Genomic DNA, 20,807 nt, shown 5'->3' with positions numbered 1-20,807 from the left:
TGGAGGAATTATAGCATAATTCACAATTCATAATTCATAATTCACAATATAAAACACCTGCAAGTAATGGATAAATAATTGCCTGCAGGTGTTTTGAGTTTATAGATGTCGGCGATAGTTATTGATTGTCAGCGTTTTTGCGGTTTTCGTAGTCTTCCAGAGCGGACTTGATGGCTTCCTCGGCCAGGACGGAACAGTGGATCTTGTGGGCGGGAAGGCCGTCCAGCGCTTCCGTGACCGCTTTGTTGGTGAGGGTTCTGACTTCGGACAGGGGCTTACCCTTGATCATCTCCGTAGCCATGGAGCTGGAGGCAATGGCGCTGCCGCAGCCGAAGGTTTCGAACTTGACATCTTCAACGATATCATCCTTGATTTTCAGGTACATCTTCATGATGTCCCCGCATTTTGCGTTACCGACTTCACCGATAGCGTTGGCATCCTCAATGACGCCGACATTCCGGGGATGAAGGAAATGATCCATAACTTTTTCACTGTACAGTGCCATATGCTTATCCTCCTGAATTACAGAATAAAGGGTGTTTTGCCGCTCTGCAGGTCCCGCCAGACAGGTGAGAAACCACGAAGGTAGGAGACGACATCTTTGACGGCGGAAATGATGTATTCCACGTCCTCCGGTGTGTTTTCCCGACCAAGCGTCAGACGCAGGGACCCGTGGGCCACATCATGGACCCGGCCGATGGCGAGAAGCACATGGCTGGGATCCAGGGAACCGGAAGTGCAGGCGCTGCCGGAAGAAGCGCTGATGCCCTTTTCATCCAGCAGGAGCAGGAGGGACTCGCCCTCAATGCCTTCAAAGCAGAAACTGACGTTTCCGGGAAGCCGCTTTTCCGCGTCCCCGTTCAGGGCAGAATGAGGAATCTCTTTCAGGCCGGCAATCAGCCGGTCCCGGAGACCTGTGAGGCGGACAGCTTCCGCATCCCGTTCAGCAACGGTTTCCTTCAGGGCGGCGGCCATGCCGACGATGCCGGGCAGGTTTTCCGTGCCGGCACGCTTACCTTTTTCCTGGGCGCCGCCGTTGATCAGCGGGAGAAGCGGGACGCCCTTGCGGGCGTAAAGGAAGCCGACGCCCTTCGGCCCGTGGAATTTATGAGAGGAGGCGGAAAGATAGTCGATATTTTCCGCCTGCACGTCAATGGAAAGCGGGCCGACGGCCTGAACGGCATCCGTATGGAAGAGCACCTGGTGTGCCCGGCAGACGGCGCAGATTTCCCGGATTGGCTGAATGGTGCCGATCTCGTTGTTGGCGTACATGACGGTAACAAGGCAGGTTTCCGGACGGAGGGCCGCTTCAACTTCTTCCGGACGGATCACACCGTTCTCATGCACATCCAGCAGGGTGACTTCAAAGCCCTCGGTTTTCAGCTGCTCCAGGGTATGGAGCACGGCGTGATGTTCAAAGGCGGTGGAAATGATGTGGTTCTTTCCTTTTTTCTTTCCCGCAAGTGCGGCGGAACGGATCGCCTGATTATCGGCTTCGCTGCCGCCGGAGGTGAAATAGATTTCCCGGGACTCCGCGTGGATCACGGATGCAATATCCTCCCGGGCCTGTTCCAGTACTTCTTTAGCTTGCTGACCGATACGGTACAGGCTGGAGGGATTTCCGTAATACTCCCGCATACAACGGGTCATAGCTTCAATGGCCGCCTCACTCATGGCGGTGGTCGCGGCGTGATCCGCGTAAATGCTCATTCAGGCAACTCCTTTAGTCATCATAGTGGGGGAATCCACAGGAAATTATATTTCCTTTAACCTACTATGTCAATAGGAGAATAGAAGGAAAAAGATAATTCTTCTTTTGACATCGGACAATACGCGGAGCAGCGATTAATCGGCTGTGCTAAAGTATTCCCTGACGATTTTGTATGATGTGTCCAGGAAGTCTTCTATCCGGCTGTGTTTGTTATAACACTCCATTATACGATCCATAATGCTTACACCGGTGAGCTTATCTTTTTCATAAAACAGCGGATAGGCTTTGTTTTCATACAGGGTATGATGCTTTACCCGTTCATCGTTCAGTGTGGGATCCACAATGATTTCTTCAAGATACCAGAGCGGATCCGGCCAAACAGGTTCCGCACATTGGCTGCCATGCATTTCCTTCCATTTTTGAAAGAAAATCATATGGTTTATTTCATGAACTGCTCCGGAAAAAACACGTTCTTCATCCTGATATGAAACATAAAAGCACATTTCTTCCGTACTTCTGGGGTAAAACGGCAGATATCCTACGAAACAGTGAATCTGCGGATGGGAAGCTTTCCACTCATATTGGAACAGTTTGCATTGGGCCTCTATAAAATCACGGATAAAACTGTCAAAGACATCCTGGAAATGCTGTATCCGGATTTCAATTTCCGGTCTGTGGTTCCAAAGGCGTTCCCGAACTGCCCGTCGGACGATCTCATCCCGCACCTTTTCGTCTTCGACACTACGGATGTCTTTGAGCTCGGGATAAAGGAGAATGGTTTTGTCATAGAACGGACGGGTCGTGTTTCCCGCTTTTTCTTTACTCAGATAATTCTGAATGAATCGGGCATTCGTCTCCGGATCAATCATTGAGACTTTCACTTCAGGAATAAACATTGCAACCTCCGACAGAGTCCATCTATTGAACTGCTTGTTGAATTATATCACAGAGAAGGGAAGTTTTAATATTCAGATGCCAGTGATGAGTGAAGCGTGAAGAGATGCCGCTGCGGCGGCAGTGAAAAGTGATGAGTGAAGGGTGAAGATTCGCCCTTGGGGCGAATCTTGACAACCCACTTACCCTACGGTAAAATAGGCAATAAAACTTTTCGGGGGGATTATCTATGATTTCCACAAAGGGCCGTTATGCACTCAGGGTGATGCTTGACCTGGCAGAGCACGATAAAGGTCAGCCTGTACCGCTGAAGGATATTGCGGAGAGGCAGGGGATCTCCAAGAAATATCTGGAGATCATCGTGAAGGACCTGGTGGACGGAAAGCTCGTAAAGGGCGCCAGCGGCAAAGGCGGCGGCTATGTGCTGCTGCGGAAGCCGGACGAATACTCTGTCGGAGAGATTGTGGAACGGATGGAGGGAACCCTTGCGCCGGTGGCTTGCCTGCAGAAGGATGCGGAGGTATGTCCGAAGGTGGCAAGCTGTGCGACGCTGCCCCTGTGGCAGGAACTGGATCAGCTGGTCCATGATTTCCTGTATCAGAAGAAGCTGACGGATCTTATAAAGTAATGGAAAAGACAGCTTCTGGTGAAGCTGTCTTTTCCTAATGAATACTTAAGACTGAATAATGAAAAATGGCAGAAAAAACGCTTCCGGAACCGGAAGCGTTTTTGAGTATTCAGATACCAGTGAAGAGTGTAGAGTGTAGAGTTCGTTTAACAGAATCAGGCTTCTGTTAAACGACGCATAATCTCCTGATAGGCTTCCTCGACACCGCCCATGTCGCGGCGGAAACGGTCCTTGTCCAGCTTTTCGTTGGTCTTGCTGTCCCAGAGACGGCAGGTGTCGGGGCTGATTTCATCGGCCAGGACGATGGTGCCGTCGGACAGGCGGCCGAACTCCAGTTTGAAGTCCACCAGGGTCACGCCAACGTGCTTCCAGATGGCTTTCAGCTCTTCATTGACCGCGAAAGCGTACTTTTTGATGGTCTCAATCTCATCCTTGGTGGCGAGCTTCAGGGCCAGCGCATGATACTCATTGATCAGGGGATCGCCCAGGTCGTCATTCTTATAGGAGAATTCGATGGTCGGCGCGTCGAAGACGATGCCTTCCTCTACGCCGTAGCGCTTGGAGAAGGAGCCGGCGGAGATGTTACGGATGATCACTTCCAGCGGAACGATGGAAACTTTCTTAACGAGGGTTTCCCGCTCACTGAGTTCCTTTACGAAATGGGTAGGAATGCCTTTCTTCTCGAGCCGCTGCATCAGCAGATTGCTCATGTGGTTGTTGATGACACCCTTGCCCTGAATGGTGCCCTTTTTCAGACCGTTGAAAGCAGTCGCATCGTCCTTGTAATCGACGATCAGCAGCTCGGGATCATCCGTGCTGAATACCTTCTTGGCCTTTCCTTCATAAAGCTGTTCACCCTTGATCATGCCTGCGCCCTCCTGCGTGATTTTTTACGGGAGCATTATACTGCACAGGGGAATAATGTCAAGGGCTCGGACGGTTCCTTCTTTGTATCGTAGAGCAATCTGCAGGATACTCTCCCAATGATAGAACCCGGGCGGGAAATTGACTGTACGGAACGGTACAGATGGGCGGAAAGAGACCATTTGCCACCTTGACAGGAGAGCCTTTCAGTGATAGCATACGGACAGCAGGGCAAGGGCGTCAGGCAGACGTTGTGCCCTGCGCTCTTTTTTTGTTTGTTTCGGAGCTCTGGGGTTACGGTGAAGAGTGTAGAGTGAAAAGATGCCGCTAAAGCGGCAGTGCAGAGAGACCAGTGAAGAGATACCAGTGAAGAGTGTAGAGTGAAAAAGTTGCTACTTACGCGACGGTGACTGAAGCATAAAGGAGATTCGTAGCATGTGCGGAATAGTGGGTTATACGGGACATGTTCAGGCGGCACCGATCCTGCTGGATGGACTGGCAAGACTGGAATACCGGGGCTATGACTCGGCCGGACTGGCTGTACGTGACGGAACGGCGCCGGCGGAAGTTGTAAAAGCCACCGGCAAGCTGTATCACCTGGCCGATAAAACAGACCAGGGGCGCGCACTGCCCGGCAACTGCGGTATCGGCCATACACGGTGGGCAACCCACGGAGACCCCAGCATGGTGAACGCGCATCCGCATGTGAGCGGCAACTGCACAGGTTCCGGATGCGGACCGGTGGAGAGCGACGTGGTGGGCGTACATAACGGCATCATTGAAAACTTCACGGAACTGAAGGAAAAACTGCTGCGTCATGATTATGCTTTCTACAGTGACACCGACACTGAAGTGGCAGTAAAACTGGTGGATTACTACTATAAAAAATATAAGATCGGTCCGGTGGACGCCATTACCCGGGCTATGGTCCGGATCAGGGGCAGTTATGCCCTGGCGCTCATGTTCAAGGATTATCCGGATGAGATCTTTGTGGCCCGGAAGGATTCCCCGCTGGTAATCGGCACGGCAGACGGCGCTTCCTATCTTGCATCGGACGTGCCGGCGATCCTGAAATACACACGGAACGTATATTACATTGATAATTTGCAGGTCGGACGGATCAGTGCCGGCAGTGTGAAATTCTATGACCTGAACGGAGACGAGATTCAGCTTCCGCTGACCGAGATCACCTGGGATGCCGCAGCGGCGGAAAAGGATGGATATGAGCATTTCATGCTCAAGGAAATCCATGAGCAGCCCAAGGCGGTCAGGGATACGCTGAACAGCCTGGTGAAGGACGGAAAGATTACCCTGGAAGAGACCGGCCTGACTGACGATATGCTCCGGCAGGTCAGCCGGGTGGATATTGTTGCCTGCGGCTCCGCATGGCATGTGGGTATGGCTTCACAGTACGTCATCGAGGATCTGGTGAAGGTTCCTGTGCGGGTGGAGCTGGCCTCCGAATACCGGTACCGCAGCATTCCCGTGGCACCGGATACGCTGGTGATTGTTATTTCCCAGAGCGGTGAAACCGCGGACAGCCTGGCGGCTTTGCGTGTGGCCAAGGAACGGGGAGCCATGACGCTGGCCGTGGTCAATGTGATCGGATCCACCATTGCGCGGGAAGCAGATCATACGCTGTATACGCTGGCCGGACCGGAAATCGCCGTGGCAACCACCAAGGCTTACAGCGCCCAGCTGATTGCCATGGACGTGCTGGCGGTGAAGATGGCGGCGGTTAAAGAGCAGATTACGGAAGAGCAGGTAGCCGGGTTCCTGGAAGCGCTGAATGCGATTCCGGAGCAGATCGGCCGGGTGCTGGAAGAAAAACAGCGGCTGCAGTGGTTCTCCTCCAAGATTGCAAATACGCATGATATTTTCTTCATCGGCCGCGGGCTGGACTACGCGATCAGCCTGGAAGGCAGCCTGAAGATGAAAGAGATCAGCTATATTCATTCCGAGGCTTATGCGGCAGGCGAGCTGAAGCATGGAACGATCAGCCTGATTGAACAGAACACCCTGGTGATCGGCGTGCTGACACAGGGCAGCCTGTTTGAGAAGACGCTGTCGAATATGCTGGAATGCAAGAGCCGCGGCGCGTACCTGATGGGAGTGACCACGAACGGTAATTTCTCCGTGGAAGACTCCGTGAACTTTACGGTTTATGTGCCGAAGACGGACGAACACTTTATCGCGTCGCTGGCCATTGTTCCCCTGCAGCTGCTGGGCTACTACACCAGCGTGAACAGGGGCCTGGACGTGGATAAGCCGAGGAACCTGGCAAAGAGCGTCACGGTTGAATGATAAAGAATGAAATCAATCCGCTTTGCGGATTTGTGAAATATTGAGCCGCAGTGCGGCTCAATGTGAAATGTTGCTTCGCAACATGAAATATTCGCCTTATGGCGAATGTTTTAGTTGGTTAAAAACAGATATATTCCCGAATGGGATTATGGACAGGGACAGAATAGTGCAGAGGTGGAAAGTATGACGAAGTATATTTTTGTTACCGGCGGTGTGGTTTCGGGTCTGGGCAAAGGCATTACGGCAGCTTCCCTGGGACGGCTGCTGAAGGCAAGAGGGATAAAAGTTGCGGCCCAGAAGCTGGATCCGTATATCAATACGGACCCCGGAACCATGAGTCCTTATCAGCATGGTGAAGTGTACGTGACCGAAGACGGTGCGGAAACCGATCTGGACCTGGGCCATTATGAGCGGTTCATTGATGAGGATCTGAACAAGTACTCCAACCTGACCACCGGCAAAGTATACGCAAACGTCATCCAGAAGGAGCGGCAGGGAGGATACCTTGGCTCCACAGTGCAGACGATTCCCCATATTACTGATGAAATCAAACGGTTTATTTACCGGGTCGGTGAAAAGACCGACGCAGACGTCGTTATTACTGAGATCGGCGGTACAATCGGCGATATTGAAAGCCAGCCCTTCCTTGAGGCGATCCGAGAGGTTGGCCTGGAAGTGGGCCGGGACAACGCATGTTATATCCATGTGACGCTGGTGCCCTACCTGAAGGCCAGCGGAGAGCATAAGTCCAAGCCCACCCAGCACAGCGTGAAGGAACTGCAGGGCATGGGTATCAGCCCCAACGTCATCGTGCTGCGGGCGGATGAGAAGATCACGGACGAAACGATCTTTTCCAAGATTGCCCACTTCTGCAACGTGAAGGATGACTGCGTGATTGAAAACACCACGCTGCCGACGCTGTATGCGGCTCCGTTGATGCTTGAAAAGGCCGGCCTGGCTGCCGTGGTCTGCCGTGAGCTGGGTCTGAAGAGCCCGGCACCGGACCTGAAGGACTGGGAAGACCTGGTGGAACGGATCGGCCATCAGACCCGGAAGGTGAAAATCGGCCTGGTGGGCAAATACGTGCAGCTGCACGACGCTTATCTGTCTGTGGCAGAAGCCCTGCGCCATGCCGGATATGCCCAGGACGTGAAGGTTGAAATTGACTGGATTGACTCTGAACGGCTGACAGAAGAAACTGCCGAGGAAATCCTGAGCCCGCTGCAGGGCATCATTGTGCCCGGCGGCTTTGGAGGACGCGGTATTGAAGGGATGATCCTGGCAGCCCGCTGGGCCCGGGAAAACCATGTGCCGTATTTCGGCATCTGCCTGGGTATGCAGGTGGCGGTCATCGAATTCGCACGGAACGCAGCCGGAATGGAAGGCGCAAACTCCCGTGAGTTTGACGAGAACGCTCCGTACCGGGTGATTGACTTCATGCCGGGACAGAATGACGAAATTGACAAGGGCGGCACCCTGCGTCTGGGCAGGTATCCCTGCATGCTGGAAGAAGGCACTGTAATCGCAAAGTGCTATGGAGAAACCCGGATCGGTGAACGCCACCGCCACCGTTATGAATTTGCGAATGAGTACCGTGAAGCGCTGCAGAACGCCGGCCTTTGCCTCTCCGGCCTTTCTCCGGACGGACGGCTGGTGGAGACCGTGGAGATTTCCGATGAGGACTTCTTCGTGGGTGTTCAGTTCCATCCGGAATTCAAGAGCCGGCCGAACAAGCCGCACCCGCTGTTCATGGGATTCATCGGGGCCGCAAGCAAACGCTGAACGGAAATGAAATAAATTCACGTTGCGAATTTATGAAATATTCGACTTTGTCGAATGTGAAATGTTCGGCTGACGCCGAACATGAAATATTGGGCAGCTGTGCACAGCACAGCTGCCCAATGTGATAAATACAGAAAATCTCTCCGGAAGGGGAGATCCTTTTTTATGCTGGTAAGGCTTTATGCAGGATATGCCGAATAAAAAGCAAACATTTGCAAGTTGCACATAGTTTTGCAAATAAGAGTTGCGCATAATATAAAAAGAGTGCATAATAAGAAAACAAAAACAGGGGAATAAGGAAATAAGGCAGGCCGACATGGAGTTTTTTCTGAATTTTCTGCACCAGAAGGTACCCCAGGACAGCAAGGATATTCCGCTATACTACCGCCGGGCCCTGACAACCAGTGAAGTTTTGCTGGTGGTGTATTTTGTCATATGCTTTTTTCTGTTCCCGATCATCAATGACGGACGGTGGGAATGGATCCCGCTGATCTTTGCCATCCTGTCTGTATGCTGCCTGTGGATGCTGAAACATGGCGGCGCACGCATCAACCTGATTAAATACACTGTTGTAAGTATCGGCTGGGTCTGCTGGAATGTGAGATGTTTCGGGTGGAACAGCGGTGTACAGCATATGATGACCCTGATACTGGTTTTCGTCTTTTTCAATGTTTATGACAAACCAATCAATAAGCTCCTGTGGTTTCTGTCCATCCTGCTGATCCGCGTGGGTTTATTCTACGTGACCCAGCTGTTTCCGGCATTGTATAACATGGGCACAAAAGCCAATACGATTTACCAGACGCTGAATACAATCGCATTCTTCCTGATGCTGGCATGTGCCTGTATTATTTTCAGCACCAGCATCCAGGAGACTGAACGCCAGCTGCGGCTGAGGAACCAGATCCTGTATAAGGAAGCCGGCACCGATTCCCTGACAGGATTGCCGAACCGGCGACTGATGATTGAGCAGATCGAGCAGTACTGCGTGGAAAACAGGAACCAGACCTTCTGCGTGGCAATCGCTGACCTTGACTACTTCAAACAAGTGAATGACACCTATGGTCATAAATGCGGAGACTATGTGCTGATGCGGCTGACCAAGCTGTTTACGGAACATGCGATGGAACGGTACAGTGCATGCCGGTGGGGCGGAGAGGAATTCTGCTTTTTCCTGCCGGGAATGAACCTGGATGAAGCAGGCGCGGTGATGAATGACCTGTGTTTCCAGGTGGAAAAGATGAAGCTGCAGTATAACGGGAACGAGTTTTCGATTACACTGACGATCGGCGTGGAAGAATATGATTTTGCCTCTCCGCTGGACACGCTGCTGAATGCGGCCGACGAGAAGCTGTATATGGGGAAAAACGCAGGACGGAACAGGGTCGTAGTTTAATTCGGGAATCCGAATTAAACTACAATGAACAATGAATAATGAACAATGAACAATTATAATGATACGCGTTCGCCGCTGTGCGGCGAACATTTTTTCTGGATTATATTACGATTAACATTTTACCGGGAAAGGTGGTATAATATGCTTCAATTAAGGAAACACATAATGAATACATGAAATCGGGAAGATGATAGATATGGCTGAGAAAAAAGCTGAGGAGTTCCAGACCGCGGCTACCCGGGTTTCACTGGTGAGCATGATCACAAACGTGATCCTGACGCTGCTGAAGCTGGCCGCCGGTCTGCTTGCGCATTCAGGCGCAATGATCAGCGACGCGGTACACTCCGCCTCCGATATTTTCAGCGGACTGATTGTGCTGCTTGGCGTGAAGATTTCCACCAAAGAACCGGATGAGCAGCATCCATACGGGCATGAACGTTATGAGTGCGTGGCCGCCCTGCTTCTGTCCGGAATCCTGGCTGTTGTGGGCGGGGCTATCGGCATCGGTGCGGTAAAGGATATCATCAGCGGAAAAACCGCGGAGATTCCCGGACTGCTGGCTCTGATTGCGGCGGTGGTTTCCATTGCGGTCAAGGAAAGCCTGTTCTGGTATACCCGGGGCTATGCCAAAAAATACCGTTCCACAGCGCTGCACGCGGAAGCGTGGCATCAGCGAAGTGACGCACTGAGCTCTATCGGCGCCTTGATTGGTATCGCGGGCGCACGGATGGGTGTGCCGGTGATGGAACCCATTGCCAGCCTGATTATCGCGCTGTTTATCCTGCGGGTAGCCATCCGGATTTTTAAAGAAGCCATTGACCAGATGGTGGATCACTCCTGCAATGAAGAGGCGGAGGAGGCTTTCCGAACCACAGCACTGGAACAGCCCGGGGTGATGGGAGTGGAACTGCTGCGGACGCGGATGTTCGGGAACCGGGTTTATGTGGATCTGGAAATCGCAGCCGATCCGAACCTGACGCTGGCGGCAGCTCATGAAATCGCGGAGGACGTGCATGATGCCATTGAAAAGACTTTTCCGGAAGTCAAACATATTATGGTACACGTGAATCCTGCGAAAAAACATGACTGAAACTGATTTCCTGCGGCTTCTCCATTGAAAGGGCCGCGGGTTTTCTGTACAATAACGCGGAAGAGGTTTGCACTGTAAAAGAAAGGGTGATTGAAATATGAAAAAGATCCTTGCAATGATGATGGCACTGGTGCTCACAATGAGTCTGTGCGCGTTTTCCGCCGCGGAAGGCGCGGATATTTCCGGCCTGACGGTGACGACTCCCGGCGGTGCTCCGGCGCTGGCCCTGGCGGCGATGGCAGCAGAGAATCCCGGACAGTACACAACGGTGGCAGCGGACACGATTGCCGCGGCTTTCGCCGGCAAGGAGGCAGATTTTATTATCGCTCCGCTGAACGCCGGCGCAAAGCTGTACAAGGCAGGTAAATCCACCTATAAACTGGCGGCAGTGGTAAGCTGGGGTAACCTGTTTATCGCCGCCCAGAAGGAAGAACTGAAGGCGGAGGACCTGAACGGCGCGAACCTGACGCTGTTCGGTGAAAATACGATCAACGCTTCCGTGGTACTGTATGCCCTGAAAGAAAACGGCATTGAACCGGCAGAAGTGACCTACCTGGCCGGCGCATCCGACACCCAGAGCCTGCTGCTGAGCGATGCGGAGGCGATTGTAGTGACGGCAGAACCCGCCCTGACTGCGGCGAAAATGAAGAATGACAAGATCAGCGCGATCAGCGTGAACGAACTGCTGCAGCAGGCTTCCGGCATGGAAGGTTATACGCAGGCTGCGCTGTTTGTGAAAGCGGAAACTGCTGAAAGCAATCCGGAGGCAGTGGCTGCATTCCTGGCACAGGCTGAAGAAGCCTGCGGAAAGTGCACGACGGACGTAGCCGCAGTAGCGGAAGCTGCTGTTGCACTTGAGATCCTGCCGAACGCCAAGGTGGCGGCGGCCGCCATTCCCGGATGTGCCATCCGTTTTGTGAAGGCTGCGGAAGCCAAAGAACAGGTTGAAAAGACTGCACAGATTGACCTGAGCCAGTTCGGCGGAGCGGTTCCCGCTGATGACTTCTATTATGGAGCGGAATAAGAAAGGCCTGAATACCCTGGCGTTCGGCCTGGGCATTCTGCTGGTCGGAGGCCTGATCCAGGCCGCGGGCTGGCTGAAGGGTGATAAGCTGGTTTTTCCGGGCGTGGGAGAAATCCTGCAGGCCTTTGTCCGGATGCTCGGAGAGGAACGAACCTGGAAACAGATCGGCACCACGCTGATCCATCTGGCGGAAGCTCTGGCCGCCGCCGCGATGATCGGCACAGCGCTGGGCCTGGCCCAGGGAAAGAGTTCTTTTGTCCGGGCTTTGCTGAAACCGTTGATGACCCTGTTGCGGTCCATTCCGATGATCGTGATGACGGTGATCATCATGGTGCTGACGAAGTATGACCGGGTGCCGCTGATTGCGTCAGCCCTGATGCTGATTCCCCTGATCAGCGAGGCTACGGCGGAAGGACTGCGCCGGATTGAGCCGGAACTGATGGACGTTTACCGGATGAACAGCGGGTTTACCCTCCGGGTACTGTTTTCGGTTTATCTGCCGCTGATGGCAGGCTACCTGAAGCAGGCCTATATCAACGCGGTAGGGATGGGCATCAAGCTGGCGGTGACAACGGAGTACCTGGTCCAGGCCAGGGATTCCCTTGGCAAGGCTGTGTACAGCAGCGCGTACTTCAATGAGTACGCTGAGATTTATGCTTACGCACTGATTATGATTTTACTGGCGGTGCTGGTAAGCGCGGTGCCGGAGGCAATCAAACGGATCATCCGAAAAGGATGAAGCTTTGCAATTCAGAATTCAGAATTAAGAATTCAGAATTAATACTAAAACGAGTCATCCACGATGGATGACTCGTTGCTTTATAGATTGCGGATTGTTACTGTACGGTGCGATCGGCCAGGATCTTCTTGGCGCTGGCGATGCGGACGCACAGGGTGAAGGTTTCCATGGCGGACTTCAGCTCGTTCAGGGTCGGGTAAGTGGGTGCGATACGGATGTTGGAATCGTTGGGGTCCTTTCCGTAGGGCCAGGTGGCGCCGGCGGGGGTCATGATGACGCCCGCTTTCTTCATGAGGGCGACGATTTCCTTGGCACAGCCGGGCAGGGAATCAAACAGGATAAAGTATCCGCCGCGGGGCTTGGTCCAGGTGCCGATTCCCAGACCCTCCAGGTTTTCCTCGAGGGTGTTTTCAACCATCTCGAACTTCGGCCGGATGATGGCGGCATGCTTGCGCATGTGTTCCACCATGCCGTGGATATCACCGAAGAAACGAACGTGGCGCAGCTGGTTCACCTTGTCATGACCGATGGTCTGGAACTTCAGTGTGTTCACGAAATCGACCATATTGTTCGGGCTGGTGGCGACGGCGGCAATACCGCTGCCGGGGAAGGTGATCTTGGAAGTGGAGGCAAACTTATAAACCAGATCCGGATTGCCGGCACGCTTGCACTCCGCCAGGATCTCGATCAGGTAGTCCTGCCGGTCATCATAGAGATGATGCATGCCGTAGGCGTTGTCCCAGAAGATCCGGAAGTCCGGAGCGGCAGGCTTCAGCCGGGCGAAGCGGCGGACCGTTTCATCCGAATAGGAGATGCCGGAAGGATTGGAGTACTTCGGTACGCACCAGATGCCTTTGATGGTTTCATCCTCGCTGACCAGCTTTTCCACAATGTCCATATCCGGACCGGTGGGAGTCATGGGAACGGGAATCATCTTGATGCCGAAATACTGCGTGATTGCAAAATGACGGTCATAGCCGGGCACGGGGCAGAGGAACTTCACCTCCGGTTGCTTGCACCAGGGGGTGTTGCCCATGACGCCGTGGGTCCAGACACGGGAAATGGTATCAAACATCACGTTCAGGGAGGAGTTCCCGTAGATGATGATATCTTTGGGATTGTTCTCCATCATGTCGCCCAGAAGCTCACGGGCTTCCTCAATACCGGTCAGCTGACCGTAGTTCCGGCAGTCTGTGCCGTCTTCACAGGTCAGATCAGAGGAGGAATCCAGAACATCCATCATGTGCATGGAAAGATCCAGCTGATCAATGCAGGGAATACCCCGGCTCATGTTCAGCTGCATGTCCATGGCCTGGACCTTTTTATACTCTTTTCTCAGAGTGTCCAGTTCCTGGGTCAGTTCCTCCGTAGTCATCTCCAGATAAGGCTTCATGACGAGCATCCTTCCTTCGGAAAAAGATCAAAAGATACGTTATCACAAACACCCGGCGTTTTCAAGCGCCGGGATGTTTTTCTGATGGCTTCTCTGCAAAGGGTTCAGGGCGTCAGTTCCCCAGGATCCGGAGGAAGTTGAAAAGACCCAGATACCAGATGTCAAAGTTGTGATCTCCGGGGCATTCCTGCCAGTGCCAGTTGGCTTCTGTCAGCTGATCGGTATATTTCGGCAGCTCTTTGGCGGCAGAGGAGGCAGAAGCATAGGCGATGCTGTCCCCGGTTCCGCAGATGTTATAGAAATAACGGATGGGATAGCTGTCAAACTTTTTGATCTCTGCGGCAACTTTGGATGCCGGATAGCTGGTGGGCGCGGCAGAGAAAGCGCCGAAAGCGGAGAACAGATCCATGCATTCGCACATGCCGATATTGATTGTCTGCATACCGCCCATTGAAAGGCCGGCCATGTACCTGTGATCACGGGATGCGCTCAGGTCATCCAGTCCGGCGCCATAGGTGGCATAGTGGGCATCCATCCAGGGCAGCAGGTCGTTGCGGATTTCCTGACCGAAGGAATAGAAGGCCTGCATGTTGCTCCAGTCTGTATTGCCGCAGTCTTCGGTGGAACGACCATTGGGCATGACGATGATCAGCGGTTTGATTTCCCCGTTGGCAATCAGGTTGTCCACGGCACATTTGCCAGGGCAGTTGAGGCTCAGGAATCCCCATTCCTTTTCGGTTCCTCCGACGCCGTGGCAGAGGACAAGCAGGTCATACTGCTGATCCTCTGAATAACCGGCAGGCAGATAGACCAGCGCGGGCTTCATAATGTCTTTCTGATCTCCATAATAATCCTTCGAGGGATACTCAATCTTCCGGACTGTGCCGCCTTCCTTCAGGATTTTCTTGTATTCAAGGGGAAGCCTGTCCGGGAGATCCGGAAGACTGGAAGCGGATTCGGCAAGGGCTGATACAGAACAGCAAACCAGGCAGACGATCAGCATCAGGATGATGAACAGTTTCAGCATAAGAACCCTCCTTATACACAATGATCAGGTCGGTTTTATGATATGTCACCTGCACCTGGAAGACAATAGATAAAAATTGCTGTGTTTTTGTCAACGAGAATTAACATTCCGGAATCGGAATGTCAGCGCGGGATGGTTGACCAGCATTATATCCGGGCGTATCATTTTGTTCGAAAGGTGGGAAATGTATGATCGGGAAGAATCTTCAGAAACTGCGGAAAATGATGAACCTGACCCAGGAAACGCTGGCGGAAAAAGTCGGCGTCGCCCGCCAGACCATTGCCAAATGGGAAACAGAGGAGAGTACGCCGGATCTGGAAATGTCCGGAAGGCTGGCGTCCGTGCTGGAGGTTTCCCTGGACGATCTGGTCAACGCTCCGGAGGATGAACTGGACAGTCGTCCCGGCATGCGCGGGAAACACATGTTCGGTGTGGTGACAGTGGGTGACAAGGGACAGATTGTGATCCCGGTCCGGGCAAGGCGCGTATTCAATATCAACCCCGGAGACCAGCTGATGGTACTGGGGGATGAGAACAGCGGCATCGCACTGGTGAACGCAGAGTTCTTTATGGCTGTTGCGGAGGAAATTAAGAATGGATTATGAAATGAAAACGCCCCTGGCGGTTCAGGGACTGTGCAAAAACTACCCGGCTTTTCAGCTGAGAGATGTGTCCTTCAGCCTGGTGCCGGGAACCATCACCGGCTTTATCGGCCGGAACGGCGCCGGCAAAACGACCACAATCAATTCCATGCTGTCGTTTGTACGCCCGGATGCCGGAGAGATCTCCTTTTTCGGACTGGATTATCCGGAACACGACCGGGAGATCAAGGAAAGGATCGGCTTCGTTTCTGCCGGCATGACCTACTATACCCGGAAAAAGCTGAAGGCGATTACCGCGGTGACCAGGACATTCTATCCCGGATGGGATGATACTGCATACCGGAAGTGGATGAGTGTTTTCGGACTGGATGAGGAGAAAACTCCGGCGGAACTGTCCAACGGCATGAAGATTAAATACGCGCTGGCCCTGGCCCTCAGCCACGGGGCGGAGCTGCTGATCCTGGACGAACCGACCAGCGGCCTGGATCCTGTGAGCCGGGAGGAACTGGTGGAGGTTTTCCTGAAACTGAAGGATGAGGGAAAGACGGTTTTCTTTTCCACCCATATTACGTCCGACCTGGAGAAATGCGCGGACAGGATTTTGTTCCTTCAGCAGGGAGAGCTGAAAGCGGATGACACGCTGGAAGGCTTCCGGGACGCCTGGCGGATCGCGGAGTGCGGGACGGATATTCCCCCGGCAATGCAGGAGGCGGCCTGCGGACGCTGCCGGATCCGGGACGGGTATACGGTGCTCATCCGGAAAGACAACGCGGCTGCTTTTGAAACCCGGGAGGCAACCCTGGAAGAAATCATGATTCATCTGGAAAAGGAGGCGGAAGAGGCATGAAACTGCTGATGAAGGAATGGAAACTGTGCATACATCCCACAGCCTACATCATGCTGATGTGCGCCGCGCTGATCCTGGTTCCGGGCTATCCCTACGGCGTGAGCTGTTTCTATATGGGACTGGCGATTTTCTTTGTCTGCCTGACGGCCAGGGAAAACCATGACGCGACTTATACGCTGATGCTGCCGGTTTCCCGCGCAGATGCAGTAAAGGGAAGAATTCTTTTCTGCACCCTTCTGGAAGTGATCGATCTGGCGGTTATGGGCCTCTTTATCCTGATCAAATACGCCATCGGGAATACACCGAACCCGGCCGGAATGGATGCGGGACTGGCGCTGATCGGCAGTGGAATGATTATCTTCGCGATCTTCAATATGATCTTTTTCCCGGTATACTACAAGGATATCAATAAGCCGGGGAAGGCATTCGGCTTTGCGGCCGTGGCAGTATTCCTTTGGATTATCATTGAGACTGTTTCGACCTATGCGGTACCGTTCTTCCGGGATGTGCTGGATCAGCCGGATCCGCGCAATATGAGCGACAAGGCGCTGTTTACGCTGGCAGGTCTGGCCCTGTTCCTGAGTGGAACGGCGAAGAGCATTCAGATGAGCACGAAGAAGTTTGAGGAAGTGGACCTGAAGCTCTAAGAGAGGTAGGAAGTAGGAGGTAGGAGGTAGGAGCTTTTTTTCCTAATGAATACTGAAAACTTTGCGATCGCCGTATTCCATTTCTGCAGCGCCTATGGCTTGCGGAAATGGACGGCTGTAGCATGGGAGTCATTAGCCGTGCTAAAGCACGGATGACTCCTCAATAACTTAAAACTAAAAATGAAAACGTTCTTCGGACGTAGTAAGGGATTCCTCGACTTCACTTCGTTTCGCTCGGAATGACATTTCCTTATACGATTCAGTGGGAAAAACATGCTATCGATCTTAATGACTGTTTGTGCGGCAGAGAAATCTGCCGCATTTTCGTGCTTTATGATTGGGGCAGGAACATGGTATAATAATCGTCAATGAGGAAAAAGAAGATCTTTTTCCCGGAGACGAGGAGAAGCAAAATGTCCAAGGAACAGAAGGTAACCCTGAAGGAATGGATTTATATCACAGTCGGTATCCTGATCATGACGGTCGGTATCTATTTCTTCAAATTCCCGAATCATTTCTCCACCGGCGGTGTGACGGGTATTGCCATCGTTCTGGGACACTACGTTCCGTCCATCACGCCCGGTACACTGGTGACGATCATCAATATCGCCCTGCTGGCCCTGGGATTTGCGGTTTTCGGAAAGTCCTTCGGAATCCGGACGGTATATGCCTCCCTGCTGATGTCCGGCACATTGCAGCTGCTGGAAATTGTCTGCCCGATGAGCGCTCCGATGACCTCCCAGCCCCTGGTGGAACTGCTTTTTGCCGTGGGACTGCCGGCAGTGGGTTCGGCAATCCTGTTTAACCTGGATGCTTCTTCCGGCGGAACGGATATCATCGCGATGATCCTGAAGAAGCATACGGCGCTGAACATCGGCATTGCCCTGCTGTGCAGCGACATCATCATCACAGTATCCGCCTGCTTTGCCTTCGGCATGGAGACGGGACTGTTCTCCATCCTGGGACTGATTATCAAATCACTGTTCATGGACCTGGTGACAGACAACCTGAAAACCAAAAAGTGCTTCCAGATCATTACTTCCCATCCTGAACCCATTGAACAGTTTATTACCGCAGAGCTTCACCGCGGCGCAACCCGGCTGCACGGGGAGGGCTCCTATACCCATGAGGGAAAGACTGTGCTGCTGACCGTAGTGTCCCGGCATGAGGCGGTGCTGCTGCGGAACTATATCCACAAACAGGATCCGGCAGCTTTTATGATTATCACTTCCAGCACGGAGATTATTGGCAAGGGCTTCCGCGGGGTGAATTAAAAATCGTATATCCGGAGGGGAAATTCACATGATTCATTTCGGTATGCCGACCCTGATCGAGAACCACACGCTGCAGGACAACATAGACCTGTGCGAGAGCCTCGGCCTGCGTTTTATTGAACTGAACATGAATTTCCCGGAGTATCAGACGGATGAGCTGCAGAAGACGGATGAGCTGATCCGTGCCGCGGAAAAAGCCGGAATCTACTTTACCATTCACCTGGATGAAAACCTGAATATTGCGGATTTCAACCGGCTGGTTTCAAACGCCTATCTGGAAACCGTCCGGCAGTCTGTTGAGGTGTCCCGAAAGCTGATGACATTACGGGATCGTTATGATCCCGAAAGAAGGCCGCTGACACTGAATATGCATATGAATCCCGGAATCTACATCACCCTTCCGGACAGGAAGGTGCAGATGTATGAGCGGGATTTTGAAACATACATGAAATCCTTTGCCGCGTTCCGTTCACTGTGTGAGGAATGGATCGACGAGGCTGATATCCGTATTGCTGTTGAAAACACGGACGGATTCCGCAGCTATGAGAAGGAAGCCATCCGGTATCTGCTGGAAAGCCCGGTTTTCGGACTGACCTGGGATATCGGCCATTCCAAAGCCATTCATGAGACAGACGTTCCGTTTATCACGGAACATCAGGACAGGCTGATCCATTTCCATATTCATGACGCAACGGAGACACCGGCGAAGAACCATCTGGCGCTGGGAGACGGGGAACTGGACCTGATGGCAAGACTTCAGCTGGCCGCTCAGCGAAACGCACGGTGCGTCCTGGAAACGAAGACGATTGAAGCACTGAAGAAATCTGTTGCCTGGCTGAAGGAACATCAGCTGTGGAATACATAAAAAGCCGGAGGATTCCAATGCAGAGGCTATCTACGTCAGCCGGAGAAACGCTGTCCGGTACTCCCTGGAATACGTACCCACGTCCGCAGCTGGTACGGAAAGACTGGCTGTGCCTGAACGGAGAATGGCATTTCACCTGCGGCGGGACGGAAACAGAAATCAATGTTCCCTTCTGCCCTGAAAGTCTGCTCTCGGGCGTCAACATGAAAATGGAATACGGCCGGGAGATGGTATATTCCAGAAGTTTCACCGTGCCGGAGGAATGGCAGGGGCAACGAATCCTGCTTCACTTCGGGGCTGTCAGCCGGAAAGCAACGGTCAGGATTAACGGGAAGGAAGCGGTTTCCCATGAAGAGAGCTATCTTCCTTTCTCCGCGGATATCACAGACCTGATCTGCGAAGGAGAAAACGAAATATCTGTCACTGCCGTCAACGATCTGTCCCATCAGCATCCCTGGGGAAAACAGAAAGAAAAGCGGGGCGGCATGTGGTATACCCCGGTGTCCGGTATCTGGCAGACAGTCTGGATTGAACCGGTTCCGGAACGGTATATCCACACCCTGACGATTCATACGGGCAGGGATTATGCGGAAATCACTGTGAACGGCGCCGATGACGGAGCTGTTGAGATGAACGGCGTCTGCTATCCCCTGGTCCGGGGTACGGTCCGGATCGATGTGAAAGATCCAAACTGCTGGTGCCCGGAAAACCCGTACCTGTACCGGTTTACCGTGACCGCTGGCGAGGATCGGGCGGAATCATATTTTGCCCTGAGGACACTGACCGTGGAACGCATCAGCGGAATCCCGCGGCTTTGCCTGAACGGGGAACCGTATTTTTTTCACGGCCTGCTGGACCAGGGATACTGGAGCGACGGCCTGTATACGCCGGCGGCTTCTTCCTGTTATGAATCGGATATCCTGGCCATGAAGGCGCTGGGGTTCAACATGCTGCGGAAGCACATCAAAATTGAACCGGAGCAGTTCTACTATGACTGTGACCGGCTGGGCATGATTGTTTTCCAGGATATGGTGAACTGCGGAGAGTATCATTTCCTTCGCGATACCATCCTGCCGACGGCTGGATGGAAGCCCCTGAGTGACGCCCGCCTGAACCGGGACCAGGCTGCAAGGGAAAACTTCCTGAAGACCATGGATGAGACGGTCCGGCTGCTGGGCAATCATCCATGCATCTGCCTGTGGACCATCTTCAACGAAGGATGGGGTCAGTTCCGGGCAGATGACGCTTTCCGCCGGTTGAAAGCGCTGGACGGCACACGGTTTGTTGACAGCACTTCAGGCTGGTTTGCCCGGAAACTGAGCGACGTGGAAAGCCTCCATATCTATTTCAAAAAGCTTCGGACCGGAAAACAGGACCGGCCGCAGTTTCTGTCAGAATTCGGCGGATGGTCCCTCAAGATTCCGGAGCACAGCTTTAACCTGGAAAAGACCTACGGATACAAGAAGTACGAGGATCGGGAGAAGTTCGTACACGATCTGAAGGCGCTGTACCTGGAAGAGGTGCTTCCCCTGATTTCCCGGGGACTGTGCGCCGCGGTATATACCCAGGTTTCGGACGTTGAGGATGAAACCAACGGGCTTCTGACCTTTGACCGGAAGGAAGCCAAAGTGACTCCGGAGGAGTTCAGGGATATTTCCGACAGGCTCTGTAAGGCAATCAAAGAACAGGCCTGAAAACGCAGGCAGCAGAGGTGTTTCTT

19 protein-coding genes are annotated in these 20,807 nt (G+C 53.0%); 13 read left to right on the top strand and 6 right to left on the bottom strand.

The features are described from left to right. Window positions 1-118 precede the first annotated feature (118 nt). The 3 genes from nifU to JRC49_05125 form a co-directional block, all read right to left on the bottom strand. Window positions 119-505: a Fe-S cluster assembly scaffold protein NifU gene (gene nifU / locus JRC49_05135; protein ID QTE72201.1), complete on the bottom strand. Its 387-nt coding sequence runs from the start codon at window positions 503-505 to the stop codon at window positions 119-121. Window positions 506-522: 17 nt separating this feature from the next. After that, entirely contained in the window at window positions 523-1,710 is a 1,188-nt protein-coding gene (locus JRC49_05130; protein ID QTE72200.1) for a cysteine desulfurase, read from the bottom strand. 135 nt (window positions 1,711-1,845) lie between these two features. After that, entirely contained in the window at window positions 1,846-2,607 is a 762-nt protein-coding gene (locus tag JRC49_05125) for a hypothetical protein (GenBank protein QTE72199.1), read from the bottom strand. 227 nt (window positions 2,608-2,834) lie between these two features. Here JRC49_05125 and JRC49_05120 point away from each other — a divergent pair, with 227 nt between their 5' ends. Further along, complete coding sequence (locus JRC49_05120) at window positions 2,835-3,233, top strand: Rrf2 family transcriptional regulator (GenBank protein QTE72198.1); 399 nt, start codon at window positions 2,835-2,837, stop codon at window positions 3,231-3,233. 155 nt (window positions 3,234-3,388) lie between these two features. Here JRC49_05120 and JRC49_05115 read toward each other — a convergent pair whose 3' ends face one another. Then, window positions 3,389-4,099 carry a phosphoribosylaminoimidazolesuccinocarboxamide synthase gene (locus JRC49_05115; protein ID QTE72197.1) on the bottom strand — a complete coding sequence of 237 codons (711 nt, stop codon included), beginning with the start codon at window positions 4,097-4,099 and terminating at the stop codon, window positions 3,389-3,391. 433 nt (window positions 4,100-4,532) lie between these two features. On the opposite strand from JRC49_05115, the gene glmS reads away from it, so the two are divergent. The 6 genes from glmS (at window position 4,533) to JRC49_05085 (ending at window position 12,432) form a co-directional block, all read left to right on the top strand. After that, a complete protein-coding gene (glmS, locus tag JRC49_05110; protein ID QTE72196.1) occupies window positions 4,533-6,401 on the top strand; it encodes a glutamine--fructose-6-phosphate transaminase (isomerizing) in 1,869 nt (622 codons plus the stop codon). A 183-nt stretch (window positions 6,402-6,584) separates the two neighbouring features. Continuing rightward, a complete protein-coding gene (locus JRC49_05105; GenBank protein QTE72195.1) occupies window positions 6,585-8,183 on the top strand; it encodes a CTP synthase in 1,599 nt (532 codons plus the stop codon). 316 nt (window positions 8,184-8,499) lie between these two features. After that, complete coding sequence (locus tag JRC49_05100) at window positions 8,500-9,579, top strand: GGDEF domain-containing protein (GenBank protein ID QTE72194.1); 1,080 nt, start codon at window positions 8,500-8,502, stop codon at window positions 9,577-9,579. 196 nt (window positions 9,580-9,775) lie between these two features. Next, window positions 9,776-10,669: a cation transporter gene (locus JRC49_05095; protein ID QTE72193.1), complete on the top strand. Its 894-nt coding sequence runs from the start codon at window positions 9,776-9,778 to the stop codon at window positions 10,667-10,669. A gap of 97 nt (window positions 10,670-10,766) precedes the next feature. Beyond that, window positions 10,767-11,693: an ABC transporter substrate-binding protein gene (locus JRC49_05090; GenBank protein ID QTE72192.1), complete on the top strand. Its 927-nt coding sequence runs from the start codon at window positions 10,767-10,769 to the stop codon at window positions 11,691-11,693. Then, window positions 11,668-12,432, top strand: a complete 765-nt coding sequence (locus JRC49_05085) for an ABC transporter permease subunit (GenBank protein ID QTE72191.1) — start codon at window positions 11,668-11,670, stop codon at window positions 12,430-12,432. The genes JRC49_05090 and JRC49_05085 overlap by 26 nt, the downstream gene beginning before the upstream one ends. A gap of 97 nt (window positions 12,433-12,529) precedes the next feature. Here the strand turns inward: JRC49_05085 and JRC49_05080 are convergent, their stop codons facing one another. Next, complete coding sequence (locus tag JRC49_05080) at window positions 12,530-13,825, bottom strand: aminotransferase class I/II-fold pyridoxal phosphate-dependent enzyme (GenBank protein QTE72190.1); 1,296 nt, start codon at window positions 13,823-13,825, stop codon at window positions 12,530-12,532. A 112-nt stretch (window positions 13,826-13,937) separates the two neighbouring features. Beyond that, a complete protein-coding gene (locus JRC49_05075) occupies window positions 13,938-14,852 on the bottom strand; it encodes a hypothetical protein (protein QTE72189.1) in 915 nt (304 codons plus the stop codon). 188 nt (window positions 14,853-15,040) lie between these two features. On the opposite strand from JRC49_05075, the gene JRC49_05070 reads away from it, so the two are divergent. From JRC49_05070 to JRC49_05045, 6 genes are all read left to right on the top strand, one after another. Further along, window positions 15,041-15,457: a helix-turn-helix domain-containing protein gene (locus tag JRC49_05070; protein ID QTE72188.1), complete on the top strand. Its 417-nt coding sequence runs from the start codon at window positions 15,041-15,043 to the stop codon at window positions 15,455-15,457. Window position 15,458: 1 nt separating this feature from the next. Further along, window positions 15,459-16,301, top strand: a complete 843-nt coding sequence (locus JRC49_05065) for an ABC transporter ATP-binding protein (GenBank protein QTE72801.1) — start codon at window positions 15,459-15,461, stop codon at window positions 16,299-16,301. Then, window positions 16,298-16,948, top strand: coding sequence for an ABC-2 transporter permease (locus tag JRC49_05060; GenBank protein ID QTE72187.1), 651 nt, complete (start codon window positions 16,298-16,300; stop codon window positions 16,946-16,948). The genes JRC49_05065 and JRC49_05060 overlap by 4 nt, the downstream gene beginning before the upstream one ends. A gap of 413 nt (window positions 16,949-17,361) precedes the next feature. Next, a complete protein-coding gene (locus tag JRC49_05055; protein QTE72186.1) occupies window positions 17,362-18,222 on the top strand; it encodes a YitT family protein in 861 nt (286 codons plus the stop codon). Window positions 18,223-18,253: 31 nt separating this feature from the next. Continuing rightward, window positions 18,254-19,087: a TIM barrel protein gene (locus JRC49_05050; GenBank protein ID QTE72800.1), complete on the top strand. Its 834-nt coding sequence runs from the start codon at window positions 18,254-18,256 to the stop codon at window positions 19,085-19,087. Between the two features lie 17 nt (window positions 19,088-19,104). Next, complete coding sequence (locus tag JRC49_05045; protein ID QTE72185.1) at window positions 19,105-20,781, top strand: glycoside hydrolase family 2; 1,677 nt, start codon at window positions 19,105-19,107, stop codon at window positions 20,779-20,781. Window positions 20,782-20,807: the final 26 nt, after the last annotated feature.

Source organism: Clostridiales bacterium FE2011, from assembly GCA_017569305.1.
Classification (GTDB): Bacteria; Bacillota; Clostridia; order Christensenellales; family Aristaeellaceae; genus Aristaeella.
Note: the sequence above shows the minus strand (reverse complement) of the source record. Positions and strands in the feature narration are given on the sequence as shown.

Coding starts and splice junctions, on each gene's coding strand:
- nifU (QTE72201.1), bottom strand. CDS start 505: ATGGCACTGTACAGTGAAAAAGTTATGGATCATTTCCTTCATCCCCGG.
- JRC49_05130 (QTE72200.1), bottom strand. CDS start 1,710: ATGAGCATTTACGCGGATCACGCCGCGACCACCGCCATGAGTGAGGCG.
- JRC49_05125 (QTE72199.1), bottom strand. CDS start 2,607: ATGTTTATTCCTGAAGTGAAAGTCTCAATGATTGATCCGGAGACGAAT.
- JRC49_05120 (QTE72198.1), top strand. CDS start 2,835: ATGATTTCCACAAAGGGCCGTTATGCACTCAGGGTGATGCTTGACCTG.
- JRC49_05115 (QTE72197.1), bottom strand. CDS start 4,099: ATGATCAAGGGTGAACAGCTTTATGAAGGAAAGGCCAAGAAGGTATTC.
- glmS (QTE72196.1), top strand. CDS start 4,533: ATGTGCGGAATAGTGGGTTATACGGGACATGTTCAGGCGGCACCGATC.
- JRC49_05105 (QTE72195.1), top strand. CDS start 6,585: ATGACGAAGTATATTTTTGTTACCGGCGGTGTGGTTTCGGGTCTGGGC.
- JRC49_05100 (QTE72194.1), top strand. CDS start 8,500: ATGGAGTTTTTTCTGAATTTTCTGCACCAGAAGGTACCCCAGGACAGC.
- JRC49_05095 (QTE72193.1), top strand. CDS start 9,776: ATGGCTGAGAAAAAAGCTGAGGAGTTCCAGACCGCGGCTACCCGGGTT.
- JRC49_05090 (QTE72192.1), top strand. CDS start 10,767: ATGAAAAAGATCCTTGCAATGATGATGGCACTGGTGCTCACAATGAGT.
- JRC49_05085 (QTE72191.1), top strand. CDS start 11,668: ATGACTTCTATTATGGAGCGGAATAAGAAAGGCCTGAATACCCTGGCG.
- JRC49_05080 (QTE72190.1), bottom strand. CDS start 13,825: ATGAAGCCTTATCTGGAGATGACTACGGAGGAACTGACCCAGGAACTG.
- JRC49_05075 (QTE72189.1), bottom strand. CDS start 14,852: ATGCTGAAACTGTTCATCATCCTGATGCTGATCGTCTGCCTGGTTTGC.
- JRC49_05070 (QTE72188.1), top strand. CDS start 15,041: ATGATCGGGAAGAATCTTCAGAAACTGCGGAAAATGATGAACCTGACC.
- JRC49_05065 (QTE72801.1), top strand. CDS start 15,459: ATGAAAACGCCCCTGGCGGTTCAGGGACTGTGCAAAAACTACCCGGCT.
- JRC49_05060 (QTE72187.1), top strand. CDS start 16,298: ATGAAACTGCTGATGAAGGAATGGAAACTGTGCATACATCCCACAGCC.
- JRC49_05055 (QTE72186.1), top strand. CDS start 17,362: ATGTCCAAGGAACAGAAGGTAACCCTGAAGGAATGGATTTATATCACA.
- JRC49_05045 (QTE72185.1), top strand. CDS start 19,105: ATGCAGAGGCTATCTACGTCAGCCGGAGAAACGCTGTCCGGTACTCCC.